We start from the raw sequence: 15,981 nt of genomic DNA, 5'->3' as shown, positions 1-15,981 counted from the left end.
GCCTCAGGCCGTGGCGACCCTGTTGCTCCGGCGGGTCGACGATTCTGCTGACTGCACGACGTTCACCCACCGGTCGGCCACGGTCGACCAGACCTGGCGCAGTTCGGCCTCGCGCTGGCGCATCGGCTCGATGACCTGCGACCGCGAGAGCCCGGCATCCTGCAGATCAGCACTGTCGTGGCGCGCCCATTCCTCGGCGGTTGCGGCGAGGGCCTCCAGGTGGAATTGCAGCCCCCAGGCTGACTCCCCCACTCGAAATGCCTGGTTCGGGCAGCGGTCGCTTGAGCAGAGGGACGTCGAACCGGGGGGCAACTCGTGCACCTCGAGCGAATGCCACTGCATGGCGTGCAATTCGCTCGGCAGATCGTGCAGCAACGGGTCATCCGCGGCGTGAGCGGTGAGAGCCAGCTCGCTGAGTCCAATTTCTGATCCTTTGCGCACGCCGGCGACCACGCCGCCGGCCACGACAGCGAGCAACTGGGCGCCGAGGCAGATGCCCAGGAACGGCGTTTCCGTTTCCAGGCTGTCGGAGATCAGAGCGCGGACCCGCGGCAACCAGGTCGCGTCGTCATCATCGGTTGGCCCGGGTGTTCCGCCCAACACGACGACCCCGGCATACCCCTCGGCAGCGAGCGGAATGTCATGCCCAGCTTCTGGACCCACAACATCGATCTCGATGCCCGCGGCCCGGATGCGCTCGCCGACCAGGCCGATTCCCGCATTTGCCTCATGTTCGACGACCAAGATCTTCGTCATCGTCATAGCCTTCCCGCCTCAATGATCTTCTTCAAGAACGCACGGGTGCGCTCCTCCTGGGGCGCCCCGAAAATCTGATCGGGTGGCCCCTGTTCCAAAATGACTCCCTCATGCACGTAGACGACGGTGTCGGCGACTTCCTTCGCGAACGACATCTCGTGGGTTGCCATCAGGATGGTCAGCCCATCTGCCGCCAGATCACGCACAATATTGAGCACCTCGGCCACCAGCTCAGGGTCCAGAGCCGACGTGATCTCGTCGAGAAGCAGAACGTCAGGGTTCATTGCGAGTGCGCGCACGATTGCCACGCGTTGTTGTTGGCCGCCCGAGAGCTGGTCCGGGTAGGCCGCGGCCTTGCTCGCCAGCCCGACACGTTCCAGCAGAGCGAGTGCCTGCGCCTCGGCATCCGCTTTGCTCAGCCCGAGAACGCGGATGGGAGACAGCGTGACGTTGTCGAGCACGCTCATGTGCGGAAACAGGTTGAAGCTCTGAAAGACGATGCCGATTTTGCGCCGCAGCGAGTTGACGTCGATTCCCTCGCCTGAGACGACGTCGCCGTCCAGACGGATGTCTCCCTGGTCGATCTCTTCGAGTGCATTGACGCAGCGCAGCAGGGTGGACTTGCCACAGCCCGACGCGCCGATGAGGCAGACGACCTGATGCCGATTCACGTGCAGGTCGATCCCACGCAGCACCTGATTGCTCCCGTAGGACTTGGTGATGGTGTTCAGTTCAAGAAAAGCCACGATTACCCCTTATTCCGCTGCCGACGCGCGTCGCGCTCCAGGAGCCTGTCGACGAACCGGGTCTGCGGGATGGTGATGATGATGAACAAGATGGCGACAACCGTCACCGACGACAGGTTGAAGTAGTTGCTGGAGTAGATCTTGGCCTGGGTGAAGGCGTCGACGGTGCCGATGATGGTGACGAGAGCGGTGTCCTTCTGCAACCCGATGAAGTCGTTCAGCAACGGCGGAGTCACCCGGCGCAGCGCCTGCGGAACCACCACGAAACGCATCGTCTTTCCGTAGGAGAGCCCGAGTGAGCGAGCTGCGGAGACCTGCGACCAGTGAATGCCGTCAATTCCGGAGCGATAGACCTCGGCGACGTAGGCGCCATAGGTGAGCGTCAAAGCGAGCACCGCCGACCACATCGGGCCAAGGTCGCTGAAGAGGGGAACTCCGGCCAGCGGCAGGCCGAAGCCAACGAGATAGATCACGATGATCGACGGCACCGCACGGAAGACATCCACGTACGCCGTGGCCAGCCAGCGGAGCGGTCGACCGGCTTTTCCCGGAGCCAGCCGGGCGAGAGCGATGAGGAGCGCCCAGATCAGCACCAGAATCTCGGCGAGAACTGCAATTTTGATGTTCTCGCCGAACGCGACGGTGACGGCAACGAAGCTCTTCGCCATGAAGCTCGCGTCGAAGAACGTGGTTTGCACCGCGTGATCATTGGCGAGCAGGAAGAGCGTGAAGGTGGCGATGAAGATGATCGGCAGGCACGAACCGATTGCGATCCAGGCGCTTTGCCCGGCCCGGGAGCGATAGGTGCGAGCCTCCACAATATTATCTGCGGCGAGCGCTCGAGCGCTCGTGGCCTGCTGCTTACTCCCCCGCGCCAACGGCACGAATGTGCACAGCGCAAGCACCACGACAACGCTTGTTGCGAGGCCAAGAATGATCTCCCAGACGCCGGTTTCAGCGACGGTGATCGTCAGCCAGGCCGCGTAGCCGGTCAGAGCCGTCGTGAGTGCGGAAAGGAGGTAGCCGACGAGCAGCAGGGTTCGCGCCGAACCGACTGGTGCGGGTCGCGCAGCCTGACGAGGCTGCGCGACCCGAGCGAGATCAATGCTCACTTGAGGTGCCATACAGGAATGCTGGCCGGGTCGATGCCGTAGGCATCGGCGAGGTAAGCCGCGCTGAGCTTGTCGAGGGTACCGTCGGCTTTCAGATCGGCCAGGATCTTGTTGATCGTGCCGAGGTTCGGCGACCCCTTCGCCATCATGATTCCGTAGGCCTCGTCGGTCTCAATCTGCCCGACAACCTCCAGTTTTCCGCCTGACTTCGCTGCGGCACCCAACACAATGCTGAGATCCTGGATGCCGGCGTCGACGGTGCCGGCCAAGACGGCGGCCTGCTGCTCCGAGTCGCCGGGGAAGACGGCCGGCGAGGTCGAGGGGAAGGTGTCGGCGACAAGAATCTGGCCGACGGTTCCCTGCTTGACGCCCAGGCTTTGCTGGGCCAGGTTCTTCTCGGTGACGTCGGAGCCAACCTTCACAAGAACCCCGGCCGTTGACTGGAAGTACGGGTCGGAGAAGTCCATGACCTTCTTGCGCTCGTCGGTGATGGTGATCTGGTTGAGCGACAGGTCCATGTCACCCGACTTGCCGGCGACGAGGCCGTCAAACGAGGCCATCTGAAGCTTGACGTTGTCGATTCCGGCCCGGTGGGCGATGTTCACGAGCAGACAAAAGTCAAAGCCGCTGCGAATGTCTTCGACCGTGTCGCCGTTGTACCAACCCGGGCTTGGCAAATCGGCTTTCATCAGCAGAGTGTTCTCGGTGAGGGTGTCGAGCGTGTACTCACCCGCGGTGCCGGTCACCTCGCAGTCGCCGTATGATGCGGGGTTTCCGTTGGCCTGAACGGCGCTCTCCGACGCGCCACAGGCGGCGAGAAGCAGTGTCGTAGTTAGCGCAGCGGGAACGAGAAGTAGCCCTTTATGCCTCATTGCATGATTCCTCTCTCAGGACCTAAATCGTTTTAGGCGTACCGGTAGTATTCAGAGAATCAGGGCGTGCGTCAAGTTGAGACGCATAAGTGAAGCCGAAACGTAACGCGAAGAACGAGCGGGATGAGCATGACAGCAGGCAAGCGAGTCGGCATCAAACAGGTCGCCGAAGCGGCAGGGGTTTCCGCCTCAACGGTTTCACAGGTCTACAACCACAAGGGAGAGGCCTCATCCGCCACGCGTGAACATGTGTTGTCGATTGGTGCGCAGCTCGGCTATCGGCCGAACGTGTTGGGTCAGGCACTGCGCTCGGGTCGGTCCCGCGTGATCGGCGTCGTGGTCAGCTACCGGGACTCGGCGGTGTGGGATCAAACGTACCTGCCCTACTACCGCAACATCATCGCCGGCGCTGCGATTGAAGCGGTGGAGCACGGCTACGCGATCTCGGCCGCGCCCAGCAACGAGCACGGTCTCACTGACACCTTCTTGCCGCTCGACGGAGTAATCGTTGTCGACCCGATCCCCGGCGACCTCGTCGTCGAGCAATGCCTGGCCACTGGTATGGCGATCATCACCGATGGCGGCTATGAAACCAGCAATTCTGCCGCACGGCTGGTCACAGTGCGCTCAGACATGGACAAGGGCATCCCGAAGGTTCTGGATCATCTGCAGGCCGAATCGGCGGCATCCGTTTTCAGGCCGGCCCTCTTCGTCGGGCCACGACTCGACAGCTACACCGTCGACACAATCCGTGCTTACAAAAAATGGTGCGAAGTCGCCGGCTTTGAGGCCGCAGTCACCACCCCCGAGCCGAGCCAATCGCCACTGGATGCGGCACGCACCCTCCTGGCCCGGGGCATCCGGGCAGTGACCGCCGTGCACTGTCTGAACGAAACGTATTGCGCAGCGATCTTCGAGGCCGCCGCCGAGTTGGGAATCTCGATTCCCGACGAACTCCAGGTCTCCGTGGCGGGAAACGCCGCTGCGATGGGCGCAGAGCGACGCGCGGTGTACCTGAATCTCGATCCCGTCGAGACCGGCGCTCGGTGCGCCCGCGCGCTCATCTCGCTGCTTGAGGGCAACGACGTCACAGACATCGTTGAAGAAGTCACTCTTGTTCCAGCGAGCCAGGTCGTCGGATAGGTCAGACGACTGTCACCGCCAACTGCAAAACGCCCTACTTCCCAGTGGGGAGGAGGGCGTTGCAGGGCCGGCCACGGGACTTGAACCCGTAACCCCCACTTTACAAGAGTGGTGCGCTACCAATTGCGCCAGGCCGGCATGAGGCGTCGCGGCCTCGAAGATCCATCCTAAATGGTCATGACCGTTCCCGCGAAACGGAGCGCGTCTCGCGGCATGTCACACGACTATCCGGCCGGCGTGGGCGTCGGCGTCGGAGTGGGTGTGGCCGTGGACGTGGAGTAGGTTTCCCCGGCGGCCTGCAGCACAAATGCCGCGAACTCCTTCGGGTCATTCAACGAACCGACATACTGCTTGCCGTTCACCAGCACCGTCGGCGTTCCCTTGATCGCCGTGAGGTCGGAGTTGGGCACGGGACCGGTGACGGCCCGGTCAGTGGCCGCCTTGACCCACGAGACAAACGTTCTGTCGTCGATGCACCGCCGAATCGAGGCCAGGTTGGCGTGCACCCCCGACTTTTCGACGAGTGCGAGCAGGTCGTCATCGCTGCGCCCCGCGGACCCCTCTTCGGGCTGATCGGTGAACATGGCCGAGTTGAAGGCGAAGAAGTCGTCGGGTGATGAGTCTGCGACACAGGCAGCCGCGTTCGCTGCGCGCAGCGAATACTCGGTGCCGGCCGACTTGTGGGTGAGCAGTGCAATCGGGTGGATCTCGACCGTCGCCGCACCGGCGCCGACCCATTTGGCGATCTGTTCGCCGTTCGTCTTGTCGAACTGGCCGCAGAGCTGGCACAGATAGTCGACGTAGACCCGGATGTCGGTGACGGTTCCCGTGGTGTCAGGCTCGGTCGGAACGGGCTTGGCCTCGGGCGACAGCGCCGAGGTCGTCACGACCTTCATTCCCTCGCCGATGAGCAGTCCGTCACTGGCCATGTTGGCCGGCCCCGGACCGACGGGACGGATCGACGTCACGATGACCACGGCGATCAGAGCGACGATGGCCAGGGAACCGACGATGATTCCGCTTCGCAGGAACACGCGATTGCGGCGGTCCTTCTTCTTTTGCTCGTCACGAAGCTGCTTTGCCTTCTGTTGGGCGTCGCGTCGCCTGTTCTTGGAAGGACGGTCGTCGCTCGGTCCGACAATAGTCATGAATGCTCGCTCCGCTACGTGATGTTTTATGGCGCAAATTTCTGCGCCAATGCTCTCAAGATAGTAGGGCGAATTTCTGAGAAAGGGTCGAGCGCAAGCTGAACTGCGCTCGGATTGCCCGCCCGAGGCGTGGCACGAGGCCTGGCACGAGGCCTGGCACGAGGCGTGGCGCTCTGCCGTCGTGCGGGTACTCCGGCACCAGCCGTACATGCCATACTGAGTTCACTTGTCACCCACTGCCGCGTGATGAGCTATGAATCCCACTCACAAAGGATCGTCCGGCACGTACCTGCCGGTGAAGGAGAAAATAGAACTATGGCTACTGTCACTTTTGACAAAGCAACCCGTCTCTACCCGGGTTCCACTCGCCCGGCTGTCGATAAGCTCGACCTGGATGTCGCCGATGGCGAATTCCTCGTGCTGGTCGGCCCGTCCGGCTGTGGAAAGTCCACCTCCCTGCGCATGCTCGCCGGCCTCGAAGAGGTCAACGACGGCAACATCTTCATCGGTGAGCGCAACGTGACGGATGTTCCGCCGAAGGACCGCGACATCGCCATGGTCTTCCAGAACTACGCGCTGTACCCGCACATGACCGTTGCCGAGAACATGGGCTTCGCACTGAAGATCGCCGGTATCAATAAGGACGAGCGCGCCGCCCGCGTGCTCGAAGCCGCCAAGATGCTCGACCTCGAGCCCTACCTGGGACGCAAGCCCAAGGCTCTTTCGGGCGGCCAGCGTCAGCGCGTCGCCATGGGCCGCGCCATCGTGCGTCAGCCCCAGGTGTTCCTCATGGACGAGCCGTTGTCGAACCTCGACGCCAAGTTGCGCGTGCAGACCCGCACCCAGATCGCATCCACTGTTCGTCGCCTGGGCGTCACCACCGTCTACGTCACCCACGACCAGACCGAAGCGCTCACCATGGGTGACCGCATCGCCGTGCTGAAGGATGGCTTGCTGCAGCAGGTCGGCACCCCGCGCGACCTCTACGCCAAGCCGAACAACGTCTTCGTGGCTGGCTTCATCGGCAGCCCGGCCATGAACCTGTTCCTGGTCGACGCCGTCGACGGCGGCGTTAAGTTCGGCACCTCGACAGTGCCCGTGGCGCGCGAGACCCTCGCCGGTGCCACCGGCACCCAGGTCACGATTGGTGTGCGTCCGGAAGACATCCACGTGTCGGCCACGCCCGGTGAAGGCCTCGAGATCGACGTCGACCTGGTCGAAGAGCTCGGTGCAGACGGTTACCTCTACGGCCACTCCACCATCGCCGGCAAGCGCACCGACATCGTCGCGCGCGTCGATGGTCGCGTGCACCCGTCGGCCGGCGACAAGGTCTACCTGACCCCGACGCCGAACCACGTGCACCTCTTCGACGCGGAGAACGGCCTGCGTCTCGGCGGAGCCGTCACCGACTAATCAATTTCGCTTGACGAAGGCCCGATCACCTCCGGTGGTCGGGCCTTTCGCGTAAGACGGATCCCTCTAGTCGCGGATCAAGCCCAGCGCCCGCACGGCGTCCCTCTCCTCGATGAGCTCGGCGACCGAGGCGTCGATTCGAACACGGGAGAACTCTTCGATCGCGAGTCCCTGCACGATCTCCCAGCATCCGTTGACCGAGCGCACCGGAAAGGACGAGACGAGCCCGGCCGGCACGCCGTACGAGCCGTCGGAGACGACGGCCGCCGATGTCCAGTCGACGCCGTCTCGATCAGAACCGTCTCGACCAGAACCGGTGCCGCCCACCCACTGACGCATGTGGTCGATCGTCGCGTTGGCGGCGGAGGCGACGGAGGATCCGCCGCGCACCGCAATGATCTCGGCGCCACGCTTCGCCACCCGCGGGATGAACTCGTTCTGCAGCCAAGCCTCGTCGACGAGATCGGTGATCGGGGTGCCGTTTGCCTGCGCGTGGAAGACATCCGGGTATTGGGTTGCCGAATGGTTTCCCCAGATTGTGACGCCGGAAAGCTGGCCGACCGGCAGTTCCAGGTGCGCGGCGAGGAGGCCGAGCGCTCGGTTGTGGTCGAGTCGGGTGAGTGCGGTGAACCGGTCGGACGGCACATCGGGCGCGTGCGCCGCCGCAATCAGGGCGTTGGTGTTTGCCGGGTTGCCCACGACGACGACGCGCACGTCGTCGGCGGCCCCCTCATTGATCGCGGCGCCCTGAGGGCCGAAGATTGTGCCGTTGGCCTGCAGCAGATCGCCGCGTTCCATGCCGGGGCCACGCGGGCGGGAACCGACCAGCAACGCCACGTTCGTACCGTCGAACGCCTCGGCGAGATCGGTCGTCACATCCACCGAGTGCAGCAGCGGGAACGCGCAGTCCTGCAGCTCGAGCGCCGTGCCAGCCGCAGCTGCGGCCCCGGACGGGATCTCGAGCATCCGCAGTCTGATCGGCACGTCAGGGCCGAGCAACTGCCCCGACGCGATGCGGAACAGCAGCGCATAACCGATCTGCCCGCCTGCGCCGGTGAGCGTGACGGTGACCGGCTTCGCGGCGGTCGATGTGGACGGGCTGACGGGGTGTGCAACGGGTGTCTGGGTCACAGGCACAGCCTAGAACAGGCGAGGCCCCCGGGCACGTTTTTTGTGTCCGGCACCCCGCCTGTTCGTGTGCTCCAGGCCGATTAGTGGCCGCGGGCGATCCACTCCGCGCGCTGGGGTGCTTCGTCGCCGATCGACGTGTTCTGGCCGTGACCGGTGCGCACGACCGTGTCGGCGGGCAGCGTCAGCAGCTTGTTCGTGATCGAGTCGATGATGGTCGGGAAGTCACTGAACGAGCGGCCGGTGGCACCCGGTCCGCCGTGGAACAGGGTGTCCCCGGTGAAGACCGTGCCGAGTGCCGGAGCGTACAAGCAGACCGAGCCCGGCGAGTGACCGGGCGTGTGCAGTACCTCGAGTTCGATTCCGGCGACGGCGATGCGTTGGCCGTCGGCGAGCGGCGCGCTCGGGCGGTTGGCGGCTGCATCCGGTGCATCCGTCGGGTAGACCATCTGCCAGAGCATGGTGTCGTCCGGGTGCAGCCAGACCGGAGCATCCGTCGCCGCCCGCACGCCGGCTGCGGCGCCGATGTGATCGTTATGCGCGTGAGTGCAGAGCACAGCGAGGAGGCGGCGGTCGCCGACGGCCGCGAGGATGGCATCGGCGTCGTGTGCGGCATCGATGACGACACATTCGGTGTCATCGCCGATGATCCAGACGTTGTTGTCGAGGTCCCAGGTGCCGCCGTCGAGGCTGAACGTGCCCACGGTGACGAGGTGGTCGATGCGTGCGGTCATCAGAGCACCACCACCGAGCGCAGCACATCGCCGCTGGCCATCTTGTCAAAGGCCGCATCGATCTCGGAAATCGCGATCTTCTCGCTGACGAACTCGCCGAGCGGCAGCCGACCCTGAAGATAGAGGTCGGTGAGCATCGGGAAATCCCGCTCGGGCAGGCAGTCACCGTACCAGCTGGACTTGAGCGAGCCGCCGCGGCCGAAGACGTCAAGCAACGGAATCTCGAGCATCATGTCGGGGTTCGGCACGCCGACCAGCACGACGGTTCCGGCGAGGTCGCGGGCGTAGAACGCCTGGCGCCACGTTTCAGGTCGGCCGACCGCGTCGATGACGACGTCGGCGCCGAAGCCGCCGGTCAGCGCCTGCACTGCGGCGACGACGCCCGCTTCGTCGAGGTTCGAGGAGTCGATGGCGTGGGTGGCGCCGAGGTGCTTCGCCGTGTCGAGCTTCTTCGGGTCGCGGTCGATGGCGATGATGACGGATGCGCCGGCCAGGCGTGAACCGACGATGGCCGCGTTGCCGACGCCGCCGCATCCGATCACGGCGACCGAGTCGCCGCGGCTCACGTTGCCCGTGTTCATGGCGGCGCCGATTCCGGCCATGATGCCGCAGCCGAGCAGTCCGACGGCCGCGGGGTCGGCAGCCGGGTTCACCTTGGTGCACTGCTTTTCGTGCACGAGGGTCTTGTCGGCGAAGGCGCCGATGCCGAGGGCCGGGCTGAGCTCGGTGCCGTCGGTGAGGGTCATCTTCTGTGTGGCGTTGAAGGTGTTGAAGCAGTACCAGGGTTCGGCGCGCTTGCAGGCGCGGCAGTCGCCGCAGACCGCGCGCCAGTTGAGAACCACGAAGTCGCCCACGGCGACGTGCGTGACGCCCTCGCCGATGACGCTGACGCGGCCGGCGGCCTCGTGCCCGAGAAGGAACGGGAACTCGTCGTTGATACCGCCCTCCTTGTAGTGAAAGTCGGTGTGGCAGACGCCACAGGTCTCGATGTCGACGATGACTTCGCCGGGGCCGGGGTCGGGAATGACGATGTCGACCAGTTCAACTGGCGCACCCTTCGAGCGGGCGATGACGCCTTTGACGGTGGTGGGCATGGTGCTCCTCGGGTGGTGTGGTGACGGTGGTGCAAGCGTTGCAAGCTTCCTCTCACACTATCGCTGGGCGAGCAATCGCAGTTGGTTGAGACCCTCCGCCGCTCCCGCTGGTCGAGCCCCTCCGTTGGTCGAGCTTGTCGAGACCCCGCACCCCTCCCTCTAACCACCACACCTAAGCTTTTCTCCATGAGAACTCTGATCGCGGCGCTCGCGCTGGCCGGCACGCTCGCTCTCACGGCCTGCACGTCGGGAGGCGCCACCGGCACGTCGAGTTCCCCGGATCCGACCACCACGGCACCGGCATCCGCTGCCCCCACCGCGACGACGCCCGCCACACCCAGCGCGCTCACTCCCGTGACGCCCGACCCGCTCACCGACGCCTCGGCGGCCACCGAAGCGGTGCGTCTCGCCGACGCCATCCAGGCGCTGATCCCGGCGGATGCGATCGTGCACGTCGACGACCACACCCAACTCGTCGACAAGGGTGCGGGCTCCTCGCCCTACTTCGGCATTATTCGAACGATCACCACGACGCCGGAAACGGATGCGACGGCCACTGCCGCAGGAATGGTCGCCTCGCTTGTGTCATCCGGTTGGATCAGTCGCGAATCGTCGACGAACGATGGCACGACTCTCGACGCACTGAACAGCAGCACCGACTCGGCAACGTCGTGGTTTGTCATCGTCGGTGCGGATACCACCGACGCGAAGGCGCCGCTGATCACTCTGCAGTTGGCGAGTCCCGACATCTCGTAGCCGGCGAGCTACCGAACGTCACCCCGTTGGTCGAGCCCGTCGAGACCCCGCAACCCCCGTTGGTCGAGCACCCCGTTGGTCGAGCTTGTCGAGACCCCGCAACCCACCCGAACCCCGTGCCCACCCCGGCGACCCAGTCGACCCGGCGACCCAGTCGGCCATCCCCGCCACGCTCAGACGATGCATTCCACATCGACTCGCTCAGCTCACACCAACCGTCGATAGCGCCCCGCCAGTCAGGACGCGAGGGGTGCCGAGTAGCCAATCGTGCAGAGAAGAGGGGCATTCGTCGAATACTCGACAAATGCCCCTCCTTCACGCCTCTGACTAACCAGACAGGTCAGAACGAACTAGCGTGTGGCCTCGGCGAGAAGTGGCTCAGACTCCGTCGCGGGCAGCGACAAATCGCGGGTGCGTGAGACGGCACCGTCCGGCCCCTCGAAGCGGCGACCCCAACCGGTGATGATCGCGACGATCATCACGACGGTCAGCACCAGCGGGTAGAGCGTTCCGGTGACGATCTGCGCCGTGCTGAGCGCAGGCACCCCGTCATAACCGCTGGTCAGGAGGGCTGCAATAAAGAGGAACGCGCTGAGGAATGGTACGACGCACGCAACACCCATCGCGAAGCAGTCCATGATGTTCGAGCGTCGGTAAGGGTGCAGGTTCATCCGCGAGCCGATCTCATCGGCCACCGGGCCAAAGGTCATCATCGACGCCGAGTTGACTCCACCGAATAGCAACGTTGTCACACTCGACCCAATGGCGATCGCCGCCTCCGCACCGCGAGGTGTGCGCGCCAGCTTTCCGCGCACCAAAGCGTCGACGACCCGGTCCAGCACGCCGGCTGCAGTGAGGACACCCATGATTCCGAAGACCGAAATGACGAGGGCGACCGTGCCAAGCATGCTCGCAACGCCGCCGACGAGGAATCCGGTGGGGGCGCCATCCGTCACACCGAGTACGTCGCTCGGGACGATCAGGCCAGCTAGCAAACCGGTGATCGTGCCGAGCACAAGACCGACGGTCACCGCCTTGAAGATGTCGCGTGTCAGGAAAGCCACAATCAGCATGATCGTGATCGGGATGAGCATGACAAGCGCGATCGGGTTCGAGCTCGCGTCGAGAATTGCGGAGGCGCCGGCTTGAACTTGACCGCCACCACCGAAGATCACAAAGATGACCGCACTGATGCCGGCGGCCAACAGGGCGTAACGGGCGCGGGAAGAGACAACACCGGAAATGTCAGCGACGCCGGCCTTGCGACGGAAGCGCTGGGTCGACGACGAGATGATCGTCGTGTCGGAAATCGGCGCCATGTTGTCGCCGAAGATCGCGCCGGAGACGATGGCACCCGCCAGTAGCGCCGGGTCAGCCCCGAGAAGAACGCCCGCCGGGTAGAAGATCGGGAATGCCGTGAACATCGTTCCGATCGAAGACCCCGTCGCCATTGCAACGACACAGACCGTCACGAAGGCGAACAGGGTGAACCCAGCACCGCCGATCCCGATCGAGGTTCCGACCCAGACAAAGCCGCCCGAGACGTTGGTGGCCTTGACCAGTGATGAGAACATGCCAATTACGAGCAAGATGACGACGATCGAGACGGAGGTCGGGCTGCCGATGCCGCGCATCACCGCTTCCCAGAATCCGGCGTAGTTACGGGCGAACAGGGCACCGATCAGCAGGGCGACGATTCCGCTCATGGCTAGGGCCGTCATGTCGAAGGCCTTGAACACGACGAAGAACAAAACACAGAGCGAGAGGAAGACGGCGATGGGAACGAATGCCATCAGCCAGCCCCCTCTGAAGGTCAGGCGCGGGTGCTGGGTCATGATTGTTCCTCTCGTCACTGCTCTGTGAACTCCGCGCGGCTTCGGCCGGGAGTGTGCACTCAGTATCCACAAGACTGGACGAAAACGCAATTAGACTGCACACCTCAAGCCCGGGCCGCGGCTCGCAGCTTTCACATTCATCCTCAATATTTCCGCTTTTTTCAAGCCTTTCCGGTGATCAAGAGCCACTTTCGCCCCTGCCCACAGTGACACCCTGTCCAGTTTCGTGCAGTTTCAGTGCACATCGTTGTGCAGCCTGTGTGTAGAGTGACCTCATGATCGGAACCAGGTTGAGAGAGCTCAGGACGGCCCGAGGCCTTAGCCTCCGCAGCCTAGCGAGCGAGACTGGCCTGTCGGCCACCCTACTCAGCCAGATTGAGCGCGGCGTGACCGAGCCGAGTCTCAAGTCGCTGCGCCTAGTCGCCGACGTGTTCGGCCAGTCGGTCGCGATGCTTTTCGACGAGGGCGCGGTGCAGGCTGTACATGTCAGCCACGCCGGCGAGCGCTCGAAGATCTCCTCGCCGCGGGGGCACATCCAGTATGAACGCTTGATGCCGGGCAATGCCCAGCTTGCCGTTCTGCGCGGAGTCCTACAACCGGGTGAGTCGTCAAGCGACGAACCGTGGGCGCACGTGGCCATCGAATGCGCCTACGTACTGACCGGTGTGCTCACCGTCATGGTTGGCGACGCCGCCCACGAGGTGGTCGCCGGCGACGCGATCACCATCGATTCGAGCCAACCCCACCGCTACTGCAACACCACACCACACACGGTGGAGTTCATCCTCTCGGTGAACCCGCCCACGCCATAGGAGGATCACAGTGGATCGCAATTCCGTCAACTGGACCGGATACATTCCAGCCATCACCACCCCGTTCGACCGCGACGGCGCACTGGACCTTGGAGCATTCGAGACGCAGCTCGGCTGGCTGATGGAGCAGCGCATGCACGGCGTCATTCTCGGCGGCACGACTGGCGAATGGTTCAGCCTCAACGATGACGAGCGTGCGCAGCTGTTCACCGAAGGCGCGAAGAACGTCGACGGCGCCATGTGGGTGCTCGGCGGATGCAACGCGTTCACTCAGCAGGAAGCCATCCGGCACGCACATGCAGCGGAGAAGGCGGGCCTTGACGGAATCCTCGTCACTCCCCCGCCGTACGTGGTCCCCACCCGACGCGAGATCGTCAAGTTCTACCAGGACATCTCCGACGCTACGGACATCCCGATCTGTATCTACAACTGGCCGCGCGGCTGCATCGTAGACCTCGACACCGAGTTGCTGACCGAGCTGGCCGAGATCGACAACGTCGTTGCGATCAAGAACTCCACCGGTGACACCGCAGCTTTCCTCGCGGGCCTCTATGCGCTCAGCGACACCGTGCGCTACTTCGGCATTCCGACCAGCCCTCTCGGCGCAGACCTCGTCTCGCTCGGTTACGGCGATGGCCTGATGGGTTCGGGTGCTCCGCTCGGCTCGGCCCACCCCGACTTCTGGCGTGCCCTTGCCGCCGGCGACAAGGCCCGCGCACTGGAACTCGGTGCCCGCGACCGCGTTGTGATGCAGCGCTGGTTCACCCAGGACTACGGCGCCCAGTTCGGCAACGCCCAGGCAATCATGAAGACCGCGTTGCGCCTGCAGGGCGTGCCCGCCGGTTTCGTGCGCGATCCACTGCTTGAGCTCACCGCCGACGAGGTCACCATCGTCGAGGAAACGCTCAACAGCCTCGGCATCGAGACCGTTCCACTGTCATGACCGAGCACCACGACGTCGTCGTCGTCGGTGGCGGTCTGCTGGGCGCAGCGCTCAGCTGGATGCTCGCCCGCGATGGCGTCAACGTGGCCCTGCTCGAACGCGACCAACTGAATCAGCACGCCTCCGGACAGAACGCCGGCAGCTTGCACTTTCAACTTGAATACCGCATGCTCGAGCACGGCCTCGAGGCCGCCCGGCAGGCGGCCGAAGCGATGCCGCTCCATCTGGATGCCGCCCGGCTCTGGGCCTCGCTCGGCGACGAGTTAGGCGAATCACTCGGCGTCGTGCAAAAGGGTGGGTTGATGCTCGCCGAGACGGCAGAGCAGGCCGCGGTGCTCGAGCAGAAGTCCGAACTCGAGCGTTCCTGGGGTCTCGACGTGACGCTGCTGAGCGGCGACGAGGTGCGCTCGATTGCGCCGTATCTCTCTGATTCGGTCGTCGCCGCGGCGTACTGCCCGATCGAGGGAAAGGCGGATACCCGCACCGCTGGGCCTGCACTCGCACGGGGCGCCGCGCGGCTGGGCGCAGACATCCGCACCCGCACCCGGGTGATGTCGATGACCCGCGCCGGATCGTCCTGGCTCATCGGCATCGAGACGACCGAGCCCGACGGAACCCTGCGCAAGTCAGAACTCACTACCGAGGCCATTATTCTGGCCGGCGGCGTTTGGACCACCGAGCTCGGCGAGATGCTGGGCGCGAGCCTGCCGACAATCGCGCTGGCACTCACGATGACAGTCACCTTGAAGACCGAGAAGTTCATCCCGCATCTGGTGCAGCACGCCGGCGCGAAGCTCTCGCTCAAGCAGTCGCTCGACGGAAATGTGCTCATCGGCGGCGGCTGGCCCGCCCGATTGCCGGTTGATCGTCATGGCAATCCCGACCTCAATTCACGGCCAGAGCTGCTGCGGGCCTCCGTGGCCGGCAATGCGCGCGCCGCCATCGGCGTCGTTCCTCGCGTCGCCGCCCTGCCGGCCCTGCGCACCTGGGTGGGTACCACCACGGTGACTCCCGACCAGCTGCCGCTGGTGGGTTCCGTGCCCGGCTGCCCCGGGGTGTTCGTGGCCACCGGCGGATCGGCATTCACCCTTGGCCCGAGTTTCGCCCGGGTGCTCAGCGAGATGGTGCAGGGGCGCCCACCGAGCATGGATCTCTCCCCCTACGATCCGCGCCGCTATGGAGGTATTCATGTCTGAAGAGGTTTCGTCGCCGAGTCGCCGCTTAGACGCCCAGCGAGGCGTGCCGATTGAGATCACCTTCAACGGCGCAGTTGTCTCGTGCTTCGACGGTGAAACAGTCGCTACAGCACTCCTCGCTGATGGTGTCACCGAGTTCGGCACCACCCGCACCGGTGCGCCTCGGCAGCCGCTGTGCAACATGGGCACCTGTTTTGACTGTGTCGTGGTGGTCGACAGCGTTCCACTCACTCGTTCCTGCTTGACCTATGCCGTCGACGGCATGAACGTCGAATCGTCCCGAGGTGCTTGAC

At 64.4% G+C, this 15,981-nt stretch carries 16 protein-coding genes and 1 tRNA gene; 7 read left to right on the top strand and 10 right to left on the bottom strand.

The annotated features are described in order from the left end of the window. Positions 1 to 3: 3 nt before the first annotated feature. Genes HNR05_RS00165 through HNR05_RS00150 form a run of 4 tightly spaced genes read right to left on the bottom strand, consistent with a single transcriptional unit; the run spans position 4 to position 3,486 of the window. Positions 4 to 756, bottom strand: coding sequence for a type 1 glutamine amidotransferase (locus HNR05_RS00165; RefSeq protein WP_179577175.1), 753 nt, complete (start codon positions 754 to 756; stop codon positions 4 to 6). Between the two features lie 2 nt (positions 757 to 758). Then, positions 759 to 1,505, bottom strand: a complete 747-nt coding sequence (locus HNR05_RS00160) for an amino acid ABC transporter ATP-binding protein (RefSeq protein ID WP_425485097.1) — start codon at positions 1,503 to 1,505, stop codon at positions 759 to 761. After that, the gene (locus tag HNR05_RS17850) at positions 1,505 to 2,614 is read right to left on the bottom strand and encodes an amino acid ABC transporter permease (RefSeq protein ID WP_218868766.1); all 1,110 of its coding nucleotides are present in this window, start codon (positions 2,612 to 2,614) and stop codon (positions 1,505 to 1,507) included. Before HNR05_RS17850 ends, HNR05_RS00160 begins: the two co-directional genes overlap by 1 nt. Further along, positions 2,611 to 3,486, bottom strand: coding sequence for an ABC transporter substrate-binding protein (locus HNR05_RS00150; protein ID WP_179577172.1), 876 nt, complete (start codon positions 3,484 to 3,486; stop codon positions 2,611 to 2,613). Before HNR05_RS00150 ends, HNR05_RS17850 begins: the two co-directional genes overlap by 4 nt. Before the next feature lie 123 nt (positions 3,487 to 3,609). On the opposite strand from HNR05_RS00150, the gene HNR05_RS00145 reads away from it, so the two are divergent. Beyond that, positions 3,610 to 4,629, top strand: coding sequence for a LacI family DNA-binding transcriptional regulator (locus tag HNR05_RS00145; protein WP_179577171.1), 1,020 nt, complete (start codon positions 3,610 to 3,612; stop codon positions 4,627 to 4,629). A 65-nt stretch (positions 4,630 to 4,694) separates the two neighbouring features. Here HNR05_RS00145 and HNR05_RS00140 read toward each other — a convergent pair. Continuing rightward, positions 4,695 to 4,767: transfer RNA gene (locus HNR05_RS00140), tRNA-Thr, on the bottom strand. 86 nt (positions 4,768 to 4,853) lie between these two features. After that, positions 4,854 to 5,777: a DsbA family protein gene (locus HNR05_RS00135; RefSeq protein ID WP_179577170.1), complete on the bottom strand. Its 924-nt coding sequence runs from the start codon at positions 5,775 to 5,777 to the stop codon at positions 4,854 to 4,856. A gap of 315 nt (positions 5,778 to 6,092) precedes the next feature. On the opposite strand from HNR05_RS00135, the gene HNR05_RS00130 reads away from it, so the two are divergent. Then, positions 6,093 to 7,190 (top strand): ABC transporter ATP-binding protein, encoded by a 1,098-nt coding sequence (locus tag HNR05_RS00130; RefSeq protein ID WP_179577169.1) that lies wholly within the window; start codon positions 6,093 to 6,095, stop codon positions 7,188 to 7,190. Between the two features lie 66 nt (positions 7,191 to 7,256). Here HNR05_RS00130 and HNR05_RS00125 read toward each other — a convergent pair whose 3' ends face one another. From HNR05_RS00125 to HNR05_RS00115, 3 genes are all read right to left on the bottom strand, one after another. Beyond that, positions 7,257 to 8,321 (bottom strand): malate dehydrogenase, encoded by a 1,065-nt coding sequence (locus HNR05_RS00125; RefSeq protein WP_179577168.1) that lies wholly within the window; start codon positions 8,319 to 8,321, stop codon positions 7,257 to 7,259. An 80-nt stretch (positions 8,322 to 8,401) separates the two neighbouring features. Further along, the gene (locus tag HNR05_RS00120) at positions 8,402 to 9,052 is read right to left on the bottom strand and encodes an MBL fold metallo-hydrolase (RefSeq protein WP_179577167.1); all 651 of its coding nucleotides are present in this window, start codon (positions 9,050 to 9,052) and stop codon (positions 8,402 to 8,404) included. Next, positions 9,052 to 10,146, bottom strand: a complete 1,095-nt coding sequence (locus tag HNR05_RS00115) for an S-(hydroxymethyl)mycothiol dehydrogenase (protein ID WP_179577166.1) — start codon at positions 10,144 to 10,146, stop codon at positions 9,052 to 9,054. Before HNR05_RS00115 ends, HNR05_RS00120 begins: the two co-directional genes overlap by 1 nt. Positions 10,147 to 10,332: 186 nt before the next feature. Between HNR05_RS00115 and HNR05_RS00110 the strand changes: the two genes are divergently transcribed. Continuing rightward, positions 10,333 to 10,902, top strand: coding sequence for a hypothetical protein (locus HNR05_RS00110; protein WP_179577165.1), 570 nt, complete (start codon positions 10,333 to 10,335; stop codon positions 10,900 to 10,902). A gap of 350 nt (positions 10,903 to 11,252) precedes the next feature. Here the strand turns inward: HNR05_RS00110 and HNR05_RS00105 are convergent, their stop codons facing one another. Continuing rightward, the gene (locus tag HNR05_RS00105; RefSeq protein WP_179577164.1) at positions 11,253 to 12,737 is read right to left on the bottom strand and encodes a Na+/H+ antiporter NhaC family protein; all 1,485 of its coding nucleotides are present in this window, start codon (positions 12,735 to 12,737) and stop codon (positions 11,253 to 11,255) included. A 275-nt stretch (positions 12,738 to 13,012) separates the two neighbouring features. Here HNR05_RS00105 and HNR05_RS00100 point away from each other — a divergent pair, with 275 nt between their 5' ends. The 4 genes from HNR05_RS00100 to HNR05_RS00085 are packed head-to-tail and all read left to right on the top strand — an operon-like array spanning position 13,013 to position 15,980. Continuing rightward, positions 13,013 to 13,549, top strand: a complete 537-nt coding sequence (locus HNR05_RS00100) for a helix-turn-helix domain-containing protein (protein ID WP_179577163.1) — start codon at positions 13,013 to 13,015, stop codon at positions 13,547 to 13,549. Positions 13,550 to 13,559: 10 nt separating this feature from the next. Continuing rightward, on the top strand, positions 13,560 to 14,492 hold the full coding sequence (locus tag HNR05_RS00095) for a dihydrodipicolinate synthase family protein (protein ID WP_179577162.1): 933 nt from the start codon (positions 13,560 to 13,562) through the stop codon (positions 14,490 to 14,492). Next, the gene (locus HNR05_RS00090; protein ID WP_179577161.1) at positions 14,489 to 15,688 is read left to right on the top strand and encodes an NAD(P)/FAD-dependent oxidoreductase; all 1,200 of its coding nucleotides are present in this window, start codon (positions 14,489 to 14,491) and stop codon (positions 15,686 to 15,688) included. The genes HNR05_RS00095 and HNR05_RS00090 overlap by 4 nt, the downstream gene beginning before the upstream one ends. Continuing rightward, the gene (locus HNR05_RS00085) at positions 15,681 to 15,980 is read left to right on the top strand and encodes a (2Fe-2S)-binding protein (RefSeq protein ID WP_179577160.1); all 300 of its coding nucleotides are present in this window, start codon (positions 15,681 to 15,683) and stop codon (positions 15,978 to 15,980) included. The genes HNR05_RS00090 and HNR05_RS00085 overlap by 8 nt, the downstream gene beginning before the upstream one ends. The last annotated feature ends 1 nt before the right edge of the window (position 15,981 follow it).

The organism is Leifsonia psychrotolerans, assembly GCF_013410665.1.
In the GTDB taxonomy this organism is placed as follows: Bacteria; Actinomycetota; Actinomycetes; order Actinomycetales; family Microbacteriaceae; genus Cryobacterium; species Cryobacterium psychrotolerans_A.
Note: the sequence above shows the minus strand (reverse complement) of the source record. Positions and strands in the feature narration are given on the sequence as shown.